The 14,328-nt window shown below is 75.6% G+C and carries 11 protein-coding genes; 7 read left to right on the top strand and 4 right to left on the bottom strand.

The window, feature by feature from the left end:
- The 3 genes from pabB to G5C65_RS17170 all read left to right on the top strand — a co-directional run.
- On the top strand, positions 1-1,512 hold a 1,512-nt coding region (gene pabB / locus G5C65_RS17180), incomplete at its 5' end, for an aminodeoxychorismate synthase component I (protein WP_165299731.1).
- A 10-nt stretch (positions 1,513-1,522) separates the two neighbouring features.
- The gene (locus tag G5C65_RS17175) at positions 1,523-2,254 is read left to right on the top strand and encodes a class I SAM-dependent methyltransferase (protein WP_165299730.1); all 732 of its coding nucleotides are present in this window, start codon (positions 1,523-1,525) and stop codon (positions 2,252-2,254) included.
- A gap of 13 nt (positions 2,255-2,267) precedes the next feature.
- Entirely contained in the window at positions 2,268-3,155 is an 888-nt protein-coding gene (locus G5C65_RS17170; RefSeq protein ID WP_165299729.1) for an LLM class flavin-dependent oxidoreductase, read from the top strand.
- A 169-nt stretch (positions 3,156-3,324) separates the two neighbouring features.
- Here G5C65_RS17170 and G5C65_RS17165 read toward each other — a convergent pair whose 3' ends face one another.
- Complete coding sequence (locus G5C65_RS17165) at positions 3,325-4,722, bottom strand: glutamine synthetase family protein (RefSeq protein WP_165299728.1); 1,398 nt, start codon at positions 4,720-4,722, stop codon at positions 3,325-3,327.
- A gap of 287 nt (positions 4,723-5,009) precedes the next feature.
- Here G5C65_RS17165 and G5C65_RS17160 point away from each other — a divergent pair, with 287 nt between their 5' ends.
- A complete protein-coding gene (locus tag G5C65_RS17160; protein WP_165299727.1) occupies positions 5,010-6,605 on the top strand; it encodes an AMP-binding protein in 1,596 nt (531 codons plus the stop codon).
- An 18-nt stretch (positions 6,606-6,623) separates the two neighbouring features.
- Positions 6,624-7,613 carry a zinc-dependent alcohol dehydrogenase gene (locus G5C65_RS17155; RefSeq protein ID WP_241265855.1) on the top strand — a complete coding sequence of 330 codons (990 nt, stop codon included), beginning with the start codon at positions 6,624-6,626 and terminating at the stop codon, positions 7,611-7,613.
- 201 nt (positions 7,614-7,814) lie between these two features.
- On the opposite strand, the gene G5C65_RS17150 is transcribed toward G5C65_RS17155, so the two are convergent.
- From G5C65_RS17150 to G5C65_RS17140, 3 genes are read right to left on the bottom strand one after another with little or no spacing between them, the layout of a single operon-like run.
- Positions 7,815-8,990, bottom strand: coding sequence for an FAD-dependent oxidoreductase (locus G5C65_RS17150; protein WP_165299725.1), 1,176 nt, complete (start codon positions 8,988-8,990; stop codon positions 7,815-7,817).
- A complete protein-coding gene (locus tag G5C65_RS17145) occupies positions 8,987-10,453 on the bottom strand; it encodes a class-II fumarase/aspartase family protein (protein ID WP_165299724.1) in 1,467 nt (488 codons plus the stop codon). The genes G5C65_RS17150 and G5C65_RS17145 overlap by 4 nt, the downstream gene beginning before the upstream one ends.
- Positions 10,446-12,464, bottom strand: a complete 2,019-nt coding sequence (locus G5C65_RS17140; RefSeq protein ID WP_165299723.1) for an FAD/NAD(P)-binding protein — start codon at positions 12,462-12,464, stop codon at positions 10,446-10,448. Before G5C65_RS17140 ends, G5C65_RS17145 begins: the two co-directional genes overlap by 8 nt.
- 86 nt (positions 12,465-12,550) lie before the next feature.
- Between G5C65_RS17140 and G5C65_RS17135 the strand changes: the two genes are divergently transcribed.
- Positions 12,551-13,411 carry an alpha/beta fold hydrolase gene (locus G5C65_RS17135; RefSeq protein WP_165299722.1) on the top strand — a complete coding sequence of 287 codons (861 nt, stop codon included), beginning with the start codon at positions 12,551-12,553 and terminating at the stop codon, positions 13,409-13,411.
- 96 nt (positions 13,412-13,507) lie between these two features.
- Positions 13,508-14,290: a carbon-nitrogen hydrolase family protein gene (locus G5C65_RS17130; RefSeq protein WP_165299721.1), complete on the top strand. Its 783-nt coding sequence runs from the start codon at positions 13,508-13,510 to the stop codon at positions 14,288-14,290.
- Positions 14,291-14,328: the final 38 nt, after the last annotated feature.

Here is a 14,328-nt window from a genome sequence, read left to right as displayed (position 1 = left end):
CCGCCCGCCCCGCACGCGCCGACGCCGCGCCCCGGGCACGGGCGCGGGCGCCCGGAGGCCGGCGGGCCGCTGGAGGCGCGCAGCGCCGTGCTGCCGTACGAGGTGGACGCACAGGCCGCCTTCACGGCGCTGTACCAGCACAGCGACCCGGCGTTCTGGCTGGACAGCGCGCATGTCGCCGAGGGCCTCGCGCGGTTCTCGTTCCTGGGCGACGCCTCCGGCCCGCTCGGCGAGCTGCTGGAGTACCGGGTGGGCCAGGGCGAGGTGTCGGTCAGGCCCAGCGGCGGAGCGCCGGGGACCGAGCCGGGCACCGTCTTCGACGTCCTGGAGCGGCGGCTGCGGGAGCGGGCCCTGCGGCCCCCCGCCGACCTGCCGTTCGACTTCACCGGCGGCTACGTCGGCTACTTCGGCTACGAGCTGCGCGCCGACTGCGGCTCCCCGCACACCCGCCGCGCGCCCACCCCGGACGCGCAGTGGATGTTCTGCGACCGGTTCCTGGCGGTCGACCACGCCGAGGGCCGCACCTACGCGGTGGCGCTGTGCCGCACGGACCAGCCGGACGAGCGGCAGGAGACGGACGCCTGGCTGGCCGCCACCGTCAAGGCGCTCAGCGAGCTGCCCCGCGCGGGCGGGGGCGCGGCCGGGACCGCGCCCCCGCCCGGACGGCCCGACGCCGGGGACACCGCGCGGCTGGCCGAGGGGGCGCTGCGCAGCCCCCGGTCCACCTACCTCGCCGACATCGCCGAGTGCCGCCGCCAGCTGCGCGCGGGCGAGAGCTACGAGCTGTGCCTCACCAACGCCGCCACCCTGCCGGCGCCGGACGACCCCCTGGCGTACTTCCTGCGGCTGCGCGCCCTGAACCCGGCGCCGTACGGGGCGCTGCTGCGCCTGGGGCCGACCTGGGTGCTCAGCTCGTCGCCGGAGTGCTTCCTGCGCGTGGACCGGCGGCGGACGGCCGAGAGCAAGCCGATCAAGGGCACGGCACCGCGCGCTGCCGACCCGGCGGCGGACGCGGAGCTGGCCCGCTCGCTGCGCACGGACCCCAAGACGCGCGCCGAGAACCTGATGATCGCCGACCTGCTGCGCAACGACCTCGGCCGGGTGTGCGAGACGGGGACGGTGGAGGTGCCCGCGTTCCTGGCCACCGAGAGCTACGCGACGGTCCACCAGCTCGTCTCCACCATCCGCGGCAGGCTGCGCCCCGACGTCAGCGCGGTGGCCTGCGTACGGGCCTGCTTCCCCGGCGGGTCCATGACGGGCGCCCCCAAGCTGCGGTCCCTGGAGATCCTGGACGGCCTCGAACAGCGGCCGCGCGGCGTCTACTCGGGCGCGCTGGGCTATCTGTCCGCTTCCGGAACCGCCGACCTGAGCATCGTGATCCGCACCGCCGTCGTGCACGAGGACACGCTGACCGTCGGCGCCGGCGGCGCCATCCTGCTCGCCTCGGACCCGGCGGCGGAGTTCGACGAGATGCTCCTCAAGGCCGCCGCCACCCTCCAGGCCCTGGGCTGAAAGGCACCGCATGGAACAGTACGACCGGATCGGCACCCGGTACGCGGAGATGAAGGAGGGCTCGGCGTTCTGCGCCGCCGACAGGTTCACCCTGCTGGAGGCCGTGGAGACGCACGGCGCGGGCCCGGAGGGCGGCGCCCTCGACCTGGCCTGCGGGCACGGCGACATCACCCGGCTGCTCGCCGCGCGCGGCAGCGCGCCGGTGGTCGGCGTGGACATCTCCCCCGAGATGATCCGGCTCGCCCGCCGGGTGGAGGAGCGGGAGCCGCTGGGCATCGAGTACCGGGTGGGCGACGCCGCCGAACTGCCCGAGCTGGGCCGGTTCGGGGTGGCCACCGCGAGCTATCTGTTCAACTACGCGCCGACCCGGGCCGTGCTGCGGACCATGTTCGAGCGGATCCGGGCCAACCTGGCGGCGGGCGGGACGCTGCTGGCCCTCGTCCCCAACGCGGGCCGCTTCCTGGACGCCGGGCAGGGCGCCGTCGACGCCCGCCTGGTGGAGCGGGTGGAGGGCGGCGAGGCACCGCTGATGCGGATGGAGTTCCTCACCGACCCGCCGGTGCCCTTCGCGTACTACCAGTGGGAGCCCGAGGACTACGAGCGCGCGGCGCGCGCGGCGGGCTTCAGCGCGGTGCGGCGGCAGCCGACCCGCACCCCGCCGCCGGACGAGCGGTGGGACGCGGACTTCTGGCACGCCTACCGGCAGGCGCCGCGCAGCACGCTGCTGGTCTGCGACCGCTGAGGGGCGGGCTGACGTGCGTATCAGTACCGTCATCCTGCCCGTCCACCCCTGGCGCGAGGCGGCGGCGCTCTGGCGCCGCGCCGACGAGCTGGGGCTGCACGCCGCGTACACCTACGACCATCTGGCCTGGCGCGAGTTCCGCGACGGCCCCTGGTTCGGCACCGTCCCCACGCTGGCCGCGGCCGCCGCGGTCACGGAGCGGATCCGGCTCGGCCCCATGGTCGCCTCGCCCACCTTCCGGCACCCGGTCCCGCTGGCCAAGGAGGCGATGACCCTCGACGACATCTCCGGCGGCCGGCTGACCCTGGGGATCGGCGCGGGCGGCGCCGGGTACGACACCACGCTGCTGGGCCGGGAGCCGTGGCGGCCCCGGGAGCGCGCCGACCGCTTCGCGGAGTTCGTCGCCCTGCTCGACAAGCTGCTCACCCAGCCGACGACGACGTCCTACGGCACCCACTACTCGGCCGTCGAGGCGCCCATGCGCCCCGGCAGCACCCAGCGCCCCCGGCCGCCGTTCACGGTGGCGGCCACCGGGCCGCGCGGGCTGCGGCTGGCCGCCGCGCACGGCGACGGCTGGGCGACCTTCGGCAGCCGGGAGCGCGCCGCCGAGCAGTCCGGGGAGGCGGCGCTGGGGCCGGTACGGGAGCAGCTCGCGCGGCTGGCTCAGGCGTGCGCGGCGGCCGGACGGGACGTGGCGGAGCTGGAGCGGACGTATCTCACCGGGTTCACCCGGGACCGCTGGCTGGACTCGCCGGACGCGTTCGTGGACCTGGCCGGGCGCTACGCGGAGGCGGGGATGACGGAGGTCGTGCTGCCGTGGCCGCTGCCGGGCTCCCGCTACGAGTCCGACCCGCGCATGTTCGAACGCATCCTCTCCGAGGCCCCTCCCCAGCTGAAGTAAGAGGGAGCGCCCCGAAGGGGCGCGGGGAACTGCGCGAGCAACCACGACGCACCCGCAGCCCGCGAAGCACGGGCAGGGGCTGCCCCTCCCCGTACGTCGCGGACCGCAGGTGCCCCCATGGCTGGGCGCGCAGTTCCCCGCGCCCCTTCGGGGCGCCAGGGTTGAGGCGTTAACAACCGTCCCCGTCGTACATCATCCGCTCCCAGTCGGTGACGGCTCCGCAGAACCGCTCCCACTCCAGGGTCTTGAGCCGCAGGAACATGTCGGCCATCTCCGGGCCGAGGCCGCGCGTGACGGCCCGGTCCCCGGCGAACAGGTCCAGCGCCTCCTTCAGGGTCAGCGGCAGCGAGCCGAACGGGCCGGGCAGCGGCTCGGTTCCGGCGCGCCGGGGCGGTCCGGGGTCGATGCCCTGCGTCAGCCCGTCCTCCGCCGCTGCCAGCAGCACGGCGTGCGAGAGGTACGGGTTCACCAGGGAGTCCGGCGACTTGACCTCCAGCCGCCCGGAGGCGGGCAGCCGGACCGCGCAGGTCTTGTTGTCCATCCCCCAGTTGATCTCCAGCGGCGCGAACTGCCCGGTGTGGCAGTAGCGCTTGTAGGAGTTGACGGTGGGCGCCATCACGGCCGTGAACGCCGCCGCGTGGGTGAGGATGCCGCCGAGGGCGTGCTTGCCCGTCTCGGTGAGGTGCAGATCGGGGTTGTCCGGGTCGGCCAGGACGTTGTGCTCGCCGCGCCAGAAGCTGACGTTGTGGTGGCAGCCGTTGCCCAGCTTGTCGTCCTCCGGCTTGGGCATGAAGCTGGCCGTCGCGCCCATCTCCCGCGCGACCTGGCGGCAGATCTGCCGGTGCAGGATCAGCCGGTCCGCGGTGCGCTCGGCCAGGTCGTAGGCCCAGTTCAGCTCCAGCTGGCCGGGGTCCTCGCAGTTGCTCTCGACCATGTCCAGGCCCAGCGCCCTGCCGTACTCCATGACCCGCTGGTAGACCGGCCGCAGCTGCTCCATCTGCCCGATGTGGTACATCGAGTGCGGGGTGCCGGGCCGGTGCTCGGTGGACAGCCCCGGCATCCGCCAGCTGACCTCGGGCTCGCAGCCGCTGCGCATCACCAGGCCGGTCCGCTCGGTGAAACCGGCGTGCGTGCGGTGCAGATTGCCGCGTACGTCGACGGGCACCGGCCGGCCGCCCGCTCCGTCCGGCGCGTGGTCGGGCTCGTACATCCGGCAGAAGAAGAAGCCGGTCCTGTGGTCCCAGGGCAGCACGCCGAAGCTGTCCAGGTCCGGCAGCACCACGCACTCGCCGCGCTCCGGGCTGCCGCCCACCAGGGCGCCGCTGCTGTCGGCCTGGAGGTCCGCGACGACCCCGGGGTGCGCCTGGATGCCGTTCTCGACATTGCGCATGAGATGCCGCGCGGGCACCACCTTGCCGACGACGCGCCCGGTGAGGGTCACGATCTGGTAGTAGAGGTACTCCACTCCGGCCTCGGCGATTCGGGCCTTGACGCTTTTCACCGCGGCGTGGTCGGTGTTGAGTTCGCGGTGCTTGTCCAGCTCCGTGCGGGTGGCGGTAATCGTCATGCGCTCTCACTTCCGCTGCTACGGGGACGTCTCACAAGCTAACCCGGTAACCGGACGCTCGCGCGCCGAAGTCGGCCATAACCCGTTCGGCCGATATTCCGGGATCGTTTGTGCATCCGCCGTGCACGGTGGAATGACGGGGCTCCGGAGCGCTTTTCACCGACGGCTCCGGCTTGCAGGGGAAAAAGCGTGTGGGCACGGTGCCGGAGGCGGGTCCCGGGCGCATGGACATCGCCCCGTCCCGCGCAATCCCTTCTCTCCCGTCCCGCAAAAGGAGCGTGGGTTCCATGCCGCTACCGTCCCTGACCCGCCGTGGCCGCCAGCTGGGCGCCCTGCTCGACGAGGCAGCGGCCCGGCATCCGGCCAATGTGCTGATCCTCGACCACGAGCTGGACGCCGCTCCGGAACTCGGCCGCCGGGCCACGGTCGCCGAGGTGGCCGAGACCGTCGCCGAGCTGTCCTCGCGGATATGGGCCTCCGGGGTCCGCGCCGGGGACCCGGTGGTGGTCTACAAGTCGGACGGCTTCGACATCACCCTGCTCGCGCTCGCCGCAGCGCGGGCCGGCGCCGTACCCGTCCTGCTCTCCTCCGCGCTGGACGGCGAGACCGTGACGGCGCTGCTCCGCCGCACCGGGCGCCCCACCCTCGTCACCGACCAGGCCAAGCTGGACGGGGAGCTGCCGCCGTCCGTGACCGGGGAGACGGCGCGGGTGCTGCGCGTCGACGGCAGCGGGCCCGGCGCCGACGGCGTGGTCGCGCTGCCGGAGCTCGCAGGGGCCGAGCGCATCGCGCCGGTCGCCGCCGACCTCTCCGAGCCCGCGCTGATCACCCACACCTCGGGCACCACCGGCGTCCCCAAGCTGGCCGTGCAGACCGGGGCGACGCTGCGCGCCCGCTACCAGCTGCACGCCCGCTCGCTGGTCCCGCTGGTCCCCGGGCGCGAGACGCTCGCCATGCACATCTCCTTCGCGCACTCCCGGATGGTCAGCATGCTGTCGCTGGCGCTGCGCCGCGGCCTGCCCACGGTGGTGCTCTCGGACGAGAGCCCGGAGCACGTCGCCGACTACTTCGCACGGCTGCGGCCCGGCATCGTGGAGGCGCACCCCAACTCCTTCATGGCCTGGGAGCCGCTGGCCGACCACCCGCGCCGCCCGCTGGCCGGTGTCAAGCTCTTCAGCAGCACCTTCGACGCGCTGCACCCGCGCACCGTGCACCGCCTGCTGGGCGCCTCGGAGCGGCGCACCCCGCTCTTCGGACAGATGTACGGGCAGACCGAGTCGGGCCCCGCCGTCGGCCGCGTCTTCACCCGCCGCCGCTCCCCGCACGCCGACGGCCGCTGCGTCGGCTTCCCCTTCGCGGGCATGACGGCGGTGCGCGTCGTCAGCCGGAACGGACGGCCGCCCTCCGCCGACAACCCCGGCCATATCGAGGTGCGCGCCAAGGGCGGGTTCGTGACGTACCTGGGCGAGCGGGAGCGCTACGAGCAGCAGCTCGCGCCCGGCGGCTGGTGGCGGATGGGCGACGTCGGCTACCGCACCCGCTGGGGCTGCCTGCACGTACTCGACCGCGAGGTCGACGTCATCGACGACTTCTGCAGCACGCTGGAGGCCGAGGACCGGCTGCTCAGCCGGATGGACGAGCTGTCCGAGGTGGTCATCGTGCGCGGCGCGGACGGCACGCCCGTCCCCGTCGTGTGCACCCAGGACGACCGGCCGCTGAACGTGACCGCCTGGCGGGCCGCCGCCAGCTGCCTGCCCCCGATGGCCGACCCGGTGCACTGGCGCGCGGCGGAGCTGCCCAAGACGGCCACCATGAAGATCAAGCGCCGGGAGCTGGAGCGGGTACTGGCCGAGCGGCGGCAGGCCCCGACGCGGACGCGGTAGGGGGCGGCCGTGTCCGAGATGCGGGCCATCGTCAGACAGGGCGCGGCGGTACGGCTCCAGCGGATGCCGGTTCCGGTGCCGGACGCGGGCGAGGTGCTGATCCAGGTACGGGTCGCGGGCCTGTCCCGTACCGACGTGGACCCGCCCGCCGACGGCCCGGAACCGGATCCGGACCCCGTCGTCCTCGGCCGGGAGTTCACCGGCGTGATCGCGGAGCTGGCCGGGGACGTGCGCGGCTTCGCGGCCGGCGACCGGGTGGCCGTCATGCCGGACCTGCCCTGTCTGAGCTGCGAACGGTGCGCGGGCGGCGCCACCGAGTGCTGCCCGCGCGCCGAGCGGCTGGGGGCGGGGCGGCACGGCGCGTTCAGCGAGTTCGTGGCGGTCCCGGCGCATGTGGTGCACCGGCTGCCGGAGGCGCTGACCTTCCGCGAGGGCGCGTACGCCGAGCCCGTCTGCTCGGCGCTGGCCGTGCTGAAGGCCGACATCAAGCCGCCGGACCGCGGGCTCGTGCAGGGCGCGGGGCGGGTGGCGCGGCTGACGGAGCGGGTGCTGCGCAGCTACGGCTTCGACAGCGTCGAGGTGGGCGCCTCCCTCGCCGGCCTCCCCCGGGACGCCTACGACTTCGTCGTGGAGTGCGACCCCGGCGGGCCGGCCCTCGACGGCATGCTCCGGGTGGTGCGGCCCGGCGGCCGCATCGTGCTGCGGAGCCGCCCTGCGGGCCCGGTGCCCGTCGACCTGGCGGCGGCCGTCGGGAAAGAGGTGACCCTGCAGACGGTTTCCTACGGCACCTTTCAGGCGGCACTGGAATTCCTGGCGCAGGAGAGCGGGAAAATCGCGGATCTGCTGGGATGTGTGCGCCCGCTGGAGGACTTCGCGGAAATGTTCTCGGCTGAGCGGGAGAGCCAGCGGTTCAAGAGCTTCTTCTGCCCTGATTTCGGCGGGGTCGGCGCAGCCGAAATTGAGGCGTGGGGCCGATTGGTCCGCCCCGATTCCGGCGACCAACGCTGATTCCGGGCTGCCCCTCGCGGAGCGTTGCAGACTGCGGCTGTGCTGGGGGCTGGTCGCGCAGTTCCCCGCGCCCCTTCGGGGCGCACCAAGTTCGCGCGTCAACCATGTGCCCCGTCAGGGGCGCGGGGAACTGCGCGCCCGGCCACGACGCACCCGCAGTCTGCGACGCACCGCACGGGGCAGCCCGGAATCAGGCGGGAATCAGGCGGGCAACGGGGTGTCCCAGTCCAGCAGACGCCGCAGCGCGTCATCCAACTGGGAGAGGGCCCGCTGCGGACTGCGGGGCCACCCCCTGGCCGACGAGACGACCACCCGCTCCGGCGGCCCGCTCGCCGTGCGCATATGGCTCATCCCGATATTCCGCTCCACCCGCGGCCTGCGGTGCCGCTCGTACCGCGCGAGCCCCTCCGGCGCGCCCTGCGCGTCCCGGAGCGCCTTCGCCAGGATCACCGCGTCCTCCATCGCCATCGACGCGCCCTGGCCCGTCGCGGGCGACGCCGCGTGCGCCGCGTCACCGATCAGCACGGTGCGGCGGCCGCGCCACCGCACGCCGCGCGGCAGGTGCAGCGCGTTGGTCACCCTCAGCTCGCGCTCCGTCGCGGCCACGATGTCCGCGGCGCGCGTACGGTCGCCCGCCACCAGCGGCAGCAGCCGGTCGCGCCACGCGCGCGGCGGGTGCGTCGCGATGGCGTCCCGCGCGGCGGCGGGGCCGCGCACCCGTGCGAACCAGTAGGTCTCTCCGGCGGGCGAGCGCAGATGGCCGAAGTCCGCGCGGCTGCCGCGGATCATCGTGAGGGTCTCCCCCTCCGCGTCCGCGAGCCCGGCGTCGGCGGTGTAGCCGTAGAAGACGTACTGGCCCGCGTACTGCGGGCGGACGCCGGGGGCGAGATGCGCCCGGGTCGCCGAGCCCAGCCCGTCGGCGCCGACCAGGTAGTCGCCGTGCGCGCTGCTGCCGTCGGCGAAGACGGCCGTGACGCCCCGGCGGCCCTCGGCGACGGCGGCGAGCCGCGCGCCGTGCCGTACGGGGATCCCGCGCCGCCGCACCTCGCGCTGGAGCGCGGAGCCGAGGTCGGCGCGGCGCACACAGCGGTAGCGGGTCAGCTTCCGGCCGGGGCTGCCCAGCGGCACGGACGGCGACCGGGCGCCGCCCGCGTCCACCGCGCGCATGCCGGTGAGGGGGAAGCCGACGCCGCTGACCGCCTCGGCCGCGCCGATCTGGTCGAGGGCGTGGATGCCGTTGCTCGCCAGGGTGAGAAACGCTCCGATGTCCGCGCCCGTCACCGGGTGCGCCTCGTGGACGGTGACCTCGAAGCCCGCCCTGTGCAGCGCCAGCGCCGCCGCCGAGCCCGCGATACCGCCGCCGATGACCAGGATCATGCCGGTTCGCCTCCCTCCGTGCGCCGCCGCCCCTCGGCGGCGTGCCGTGCCAGGACGCGGTCGACGAGCCCGTCCGCCGCGCCCAGATAGCCCTCGGGGTCGAGCAGTTCGCCGGCCCGCAAGCCGTCGGCCGGCGTCCCGGGCAGCTCCCGGGAGAGCAGCTCCCCGAAGGAGCCCTGCCCGGCGGCGGCCCGCCGGGCGCAGTCCGCGAGCAGCCGCTTGGCCCCGGCCTTGCCCAGCAGCGGGGCGAGCACCGCGTTCAGCCGCTCGGCGACGACGGCGCCGCCGGTCAGCTCCAGATTGCGGCGCAGCGCAGCGGGGTGCACCTCCAGCCCCCCGGCCAGCTCCGCCGCCGTGTGCGCTGCCCCGCCCGCGAGCCGGAGCGCCTCGCGCAGCGGCTGCCACTCGGCGTGCCAGGCGCCGGGCGCCCGCTCGTCCTCGGCGAGCATGCTCTGGGCGAGGACGGAGGTGTACGCGGGGACCTGCCGGGCCGCCGAGACGATCAGCGTGGCCAGCACGGGGTTGCGCTTCTGCGGCATCGCGGAGGACACCCCGCGCCCGGTGGCGGCCGGCTCGGCGACCTCCCCGATCTCCGTACGGGACAGGGTCTGCACGTCCAGCGCGAACTTGCCCAGCGCGCCGGTGACGGCGTTCAGCGTTCCGCCGAGGTCGCACAGCGGCATCCGCAGGCTGTGCCAGGGGATCGGCGGGTCGGCCAGGCCCAGCTCCTGCGCGAAGCGGGCGGCGAGGGCCGGGCCGCCGGGCGGGGGCTGCCCCTCGCGGGGCGCGGCCGCGCGCGCGTACTCCTCGTACGCGGCCAGGGTGCCCGCCGCGCCGCCCAGTTGGGCGGGGAGGGCGCGGGCGGTGTCCCGTACCCGCGCGGCGGCGTCCAGTACGGAGCTGAGCCAGCCCGCCGCCTTCAGCCCGAAGGTGGTGGGCACCGCGTGCTGGCCCAGGGTGCGCGCCGCCATCGGGGTCCCGCGGTGGTCCCGGGCCAGCGCCGCGAGCGCGTCGGAGGTCCGGGCCAGGTCGCGCTCCACCGCGGCCAGGGCGCGCGCGGCGAGCAGCATGGCCGCCGAGTCCAGGATGTCCTGGCTGGTGCTGCCCAGATGGACGTGGACCGCCGCTTCCGGGTCGGTGTCGGCGACCGCCGCGGTGAGCCGGGGGACCAGCTCCACCACGGGGTTGGCCGCGCCCCGGGAGTCCCGGGCGAGCGCGGCGGTGTCGATCCGCGCCGAGCGCGCTGCCTTGGCCACGGCGTCCGCCGAGCGGGCCGGGATCACCCCGAGCGCCGCCTGCGCCCGCGCCAGCGCCACCTCGGCCTCCAGCATGGCGGCGACCCACGCCTCGTCGGACAGCAGCGCCTCCGGCCCGGTACCGGCCCGGACGGGGGCGAGCAGCCCGGAGTCCGTGCCGGGCGGCGGGGGCCCGGGATCGACGGCGTGTGACGGCGCGTCAGACATGCAGGTGCACCTCTTCGTCGGCTTCGGGGGGAGGGAGCCGTCCGGGGGGACCGGCGGCCAGGCACGCGCGGGCGATCGCGTCGGCGTCGCCGAGGATCACCGAGTCGACGCCGGGGCGGATCCCGGCGGCGGTGGCCCAGTGCACCGTCTCGGTGGGCACCCCGAACGCGAACCGGCTCGGGTGCGGCCGGCCGGCGGCGTCCACCAGGCGGCACGGCCGCGGGGTCACCGCCAGCCCGCCGGTGGGCAGCTGGCCGTCCGCGCGGGACGGCAGCGGGTACGGGCGGCACGCGCCGCGCGCCATCAGGTCCCGTACCAGCGGGTCGGCGGTGCGGCGGATGTCCACCTCGGGCAGCCGGGCCTCGATGAGCGTGGTCACCCGCAGCGCGGAGCCGGGCACCGCTGCGGAGCCGACGCCGAAGCCCCCGGGCAGCGGCACGACCGTCATCCCCGGCCCGAGCACCTCCACGACCCCGGCCTCGATCAGCGCGATCAGCTCCTCGATACGGGCCGGGGGCGGGCCGATGGAGACGAACGCGTTGAGCGGGGTGTACCAGGACCGCAGCTCGCACTCGTACGACTCGCCGGTGATGCCCGCGTGGTCCACGACGAGCCGCACCTCGTTGCGCAGGTCGCGGAGCACGTCGAGGGCGGCCTTCAGCGGGCCGCGCACGTTGCCGCGCCGCGCCTCGGCCAGGTCCCTCCGCAGATAGGCCAGCAGCCAGTTCCGGTAGTCGGCCGGGGCGCGGAAGGTGCGGTCGCCGTACGGCCGCAGCACCCGGTTCCAGTCCCACCGCTCGTCCCGGCCGATGCCGAACCGGCGCAGCACCCGCTCGTCCAGCGGCCCGTCGACCGGCAGCCCCGCGTAGCTGCGCAGGAACGCCTCCGCCTCGCGCCGGTGGCGGCGCTGCGAGACCAGCGTGTACAGATAGGCGGCGGTCACCTCGCGGTCGATCAGCGGCCACACATGCCGCGCGAACTCGATGGGCTCGCCGGACAGCCGCCGCTCGCGCAGCGCGGCGATCCGCTGCTGGGTGAGGATCACCGGCCAGTGGCGGCCGAAGGGGCCCTTCTGGTTCTCGCCGCGCGCGTGGTACGGAACGCCCCGCCGGGACCCGGCGTAGAGCCGGGGCTCCCGGCCGGAGGGCCGGTACCGCAGCCGGCCGCGCTCCCGGTGGAACTCCCCGTCGCGGCCGACGGTGAGCAACGCGAGGTAGTCGAAGAAGTTCAGCCCGAGTCCGCGCAGCGCGACCGGCTCGCCCGGAGCGACACCGGACAGGTCCGTCTCGGCGGGGCTGGCGGGCGGCAGGTAGCCCGGCGCGGCACCCGGGCCGACGGCACCCGGGCCGACGGCACCCGGGCCGGGGGCGCCCGGCGCGCTGGCGTGGTCGCGCAGCGCCGCCTCCTCCGTCCCGGGCACGAGCGGGGTGTCCAGGTGGCCCTGCGCGAGCACCACGCGGTCCACACGCAGCCGCGTCCCGTCGTCCAGGCCGAGGAGCTGCGTGCCGTCCTCGTCCTCGGTCAGCCGTACCGCGGTCGCGCGGTGCAGCCGGAAGGCGACCCGCTCCGGCGCGGTGCGCCGCACATGGTCCAGCACCCACACCAGGTAGTGGCCGTAGAAGGCCCGGGTGGGGTACGCGTTCGGGCCGAGCCGCGCCGCCTCCGCGCGCGCCCACTCCGGCAGCGGGTCCGCCGGCAGCGCGGACGGCGGCCCGCCGTGCGCGACGGCCCGCGCCCACTCGTACAGGCTCGGCCCGGGGCGGATCGGCCCGGCGCACCGCACGCTGCGGTCGGTGAACATGGTGACCTGCGAGGCCACCGTGTTCATCAGCAGCTCCCGCGGCTGGGTACGGCGCCAGACCCGGCCGCCCGCGCCCAGATGCGGATCCACCACGTGGACGGTGACCCGGCGGCGGGAGGCGGCGGCGTTGGCGGCGAGCCGCTCGACGACGGAGAGGCCACGGGGGCCGGCGCCGACCACGGCGACCTTCGGGTACTGGCACTCACCCATCCACGCGCTCCCTGTCAGTGGGGGAACCCGGCCAGTACATCCCGGCCCGCGGGGTGCCGCACGCCCGGATGGTCCAAGCTGGGGACATGCCACCGCCTGTGCCGCCCGCCGAGGCCCGCGAGCCCGTGCGGGGCGCTGTGGACACCGGATCCGGCGGACCGCGGCTGTCGTACCTCGACTTCGGGGGCCCCGGGCGCCCCCTCCTCGCCCTGCACGGCCACTTCGGCGCGGCCCTGACCTTCGCCCCGCTGGCCGCCCGGCTCGCCCCCGCCTGGCGGGTGATCGCCCCCGACCAGCGGGGGCACGGGCACTCGGAGCGGCCCGCCGGCGGCGACTTCTCCCGCGCCGGCTACGTCGCGGACGCGCTGGCGGTGCTGCGGCAGCTGGGCGTCGAGCGCGCCGCGGTGCTCGGCCACTCGCTCGGCGGCGTCAACGCCTACCAGCTCGCCGCCCGGCACCCGGAACGCGTCGACGCGCTCGTCGTGGAGGACGTGGGCGCCGAGGTCGACGACGACCTGTCGTGCTGCCTGGCCTGGCCGCGGCGCGCCCCGACGCGTACGGAACTGCTGGCCCGGCTGGGCGCATGGGCCCCGCACGCGGCGGACGCGGTGCGCGAGTACGCCGACGGGTGGGGGCCCGCGTTCGACCCGCGCGACATGGTCGCCTCGCAGCGGCAGCTCAACGGCGACCACTGGGCGGACTGGCTGGGCTCCGGGTGCCCCGCGCTGCTCGTACGGGGCACCCGGAGCGGGGTGCTGGGCGCTGCGCGGGCCCGCGAGATGGTCCGGCGACGCCCCGGAACCCGCCTCGCCGAACTGGATGCCGGGCACGCGGTGCACGCCGGGGCCCCGGAAGAGTTCGCGCGGGTGGTCACCGGGTTCCTCTCAGGGGCGCGGGGAACTGCGCGCGCAATCGGTACGCGCCAGCAGTCCGCGACGCACGGGTAGGGGCTGCCCCTTCCCGGCCCTCGCGGGCTGCGGGCTACGTCTCGCGCACCAGGCGCCCCCTCTTGCATACGGGAGCCGAAGGCGGAAGCTGGGGGCATGCGTATCGCACTGGCCCAGATCACGGCCGGCCCCGAGCCGGAGCACAACCTCGCCACCGTACGGAAGGAGACGCGGCGCGCCGTGGACGACGGAGCCCGCGTCGTCGTCTTCCCCGAGGCCACCATGGCCTGTTTCGGGACACCGCTGACCGCCGTCGCCGAACCGCTCGACGGGCCCTGGGCCAGCGAGCTGCGCGCCATCGCCCGGGAGGCCGGAGCGGTCGTCGTCGCGGGCATGTTCACCCCGGCGCCGGACGGCCGCGTCCGCAACACCCTGCTGGCCGCCGGCCCCGGCGTCGACGCCTCCTACGACAAGATCCACCTGTACGACGCCTTCGGCTTCACCGAGTCCAGCACCGTGGCACCGGGCTCGGAAGTGGTGACGATCGACGTCGACGGCGTCCGTATCGGCCTCGCCACCTGCTACGACGTCCGCTTCCCCGAGCTGTTCCGGGCGCACGCCGACGCGGGTGCCGTGGTCTCGCTGCTGCCCTCCTCCTGGGGGACGGGGCCGGGCAAGCGGGAGCAGTGGGAGCTGCTGGTCCGGGCGCGGGCGCTGGACGCCACCGTCTGGCTGGCCGCCGTGGACCAGGCGGCGCCGGGCGATCCGGAGGTGCCGTCCGGGCCCGTCGGCATCGGGCACAGCGCCGTCGTCGCGCCGGACGGCACGGTGCGGGAGCGGCTGGGCACCGGCCCCGAACTGCTCCTGGCCGACCTCGATCTGACGGAGGTCCCGGCGGTCCGGGACCGGATCGCCGTACTGTCCAACCGCCGCCTGTGACATGTTGTTACGGTCGGGGCATGGGTGAGGGGGGAGAG

It is taken from the genome of Streptomyces boncukensis (assembly GCF_011045075.1).
GTDB classification, from domain to species: Bacteria; Actinomycetota; Actinomycetes; order Streptomycetales; family Streptomycetaceae; genus Streptomyces; species Streptomyces boncukensis.
The sequence above is the reverse complement of the archived record's forward strand: the minus strand, read 5'-3'. Positions and strand labels throughout refer to the sequence as shown.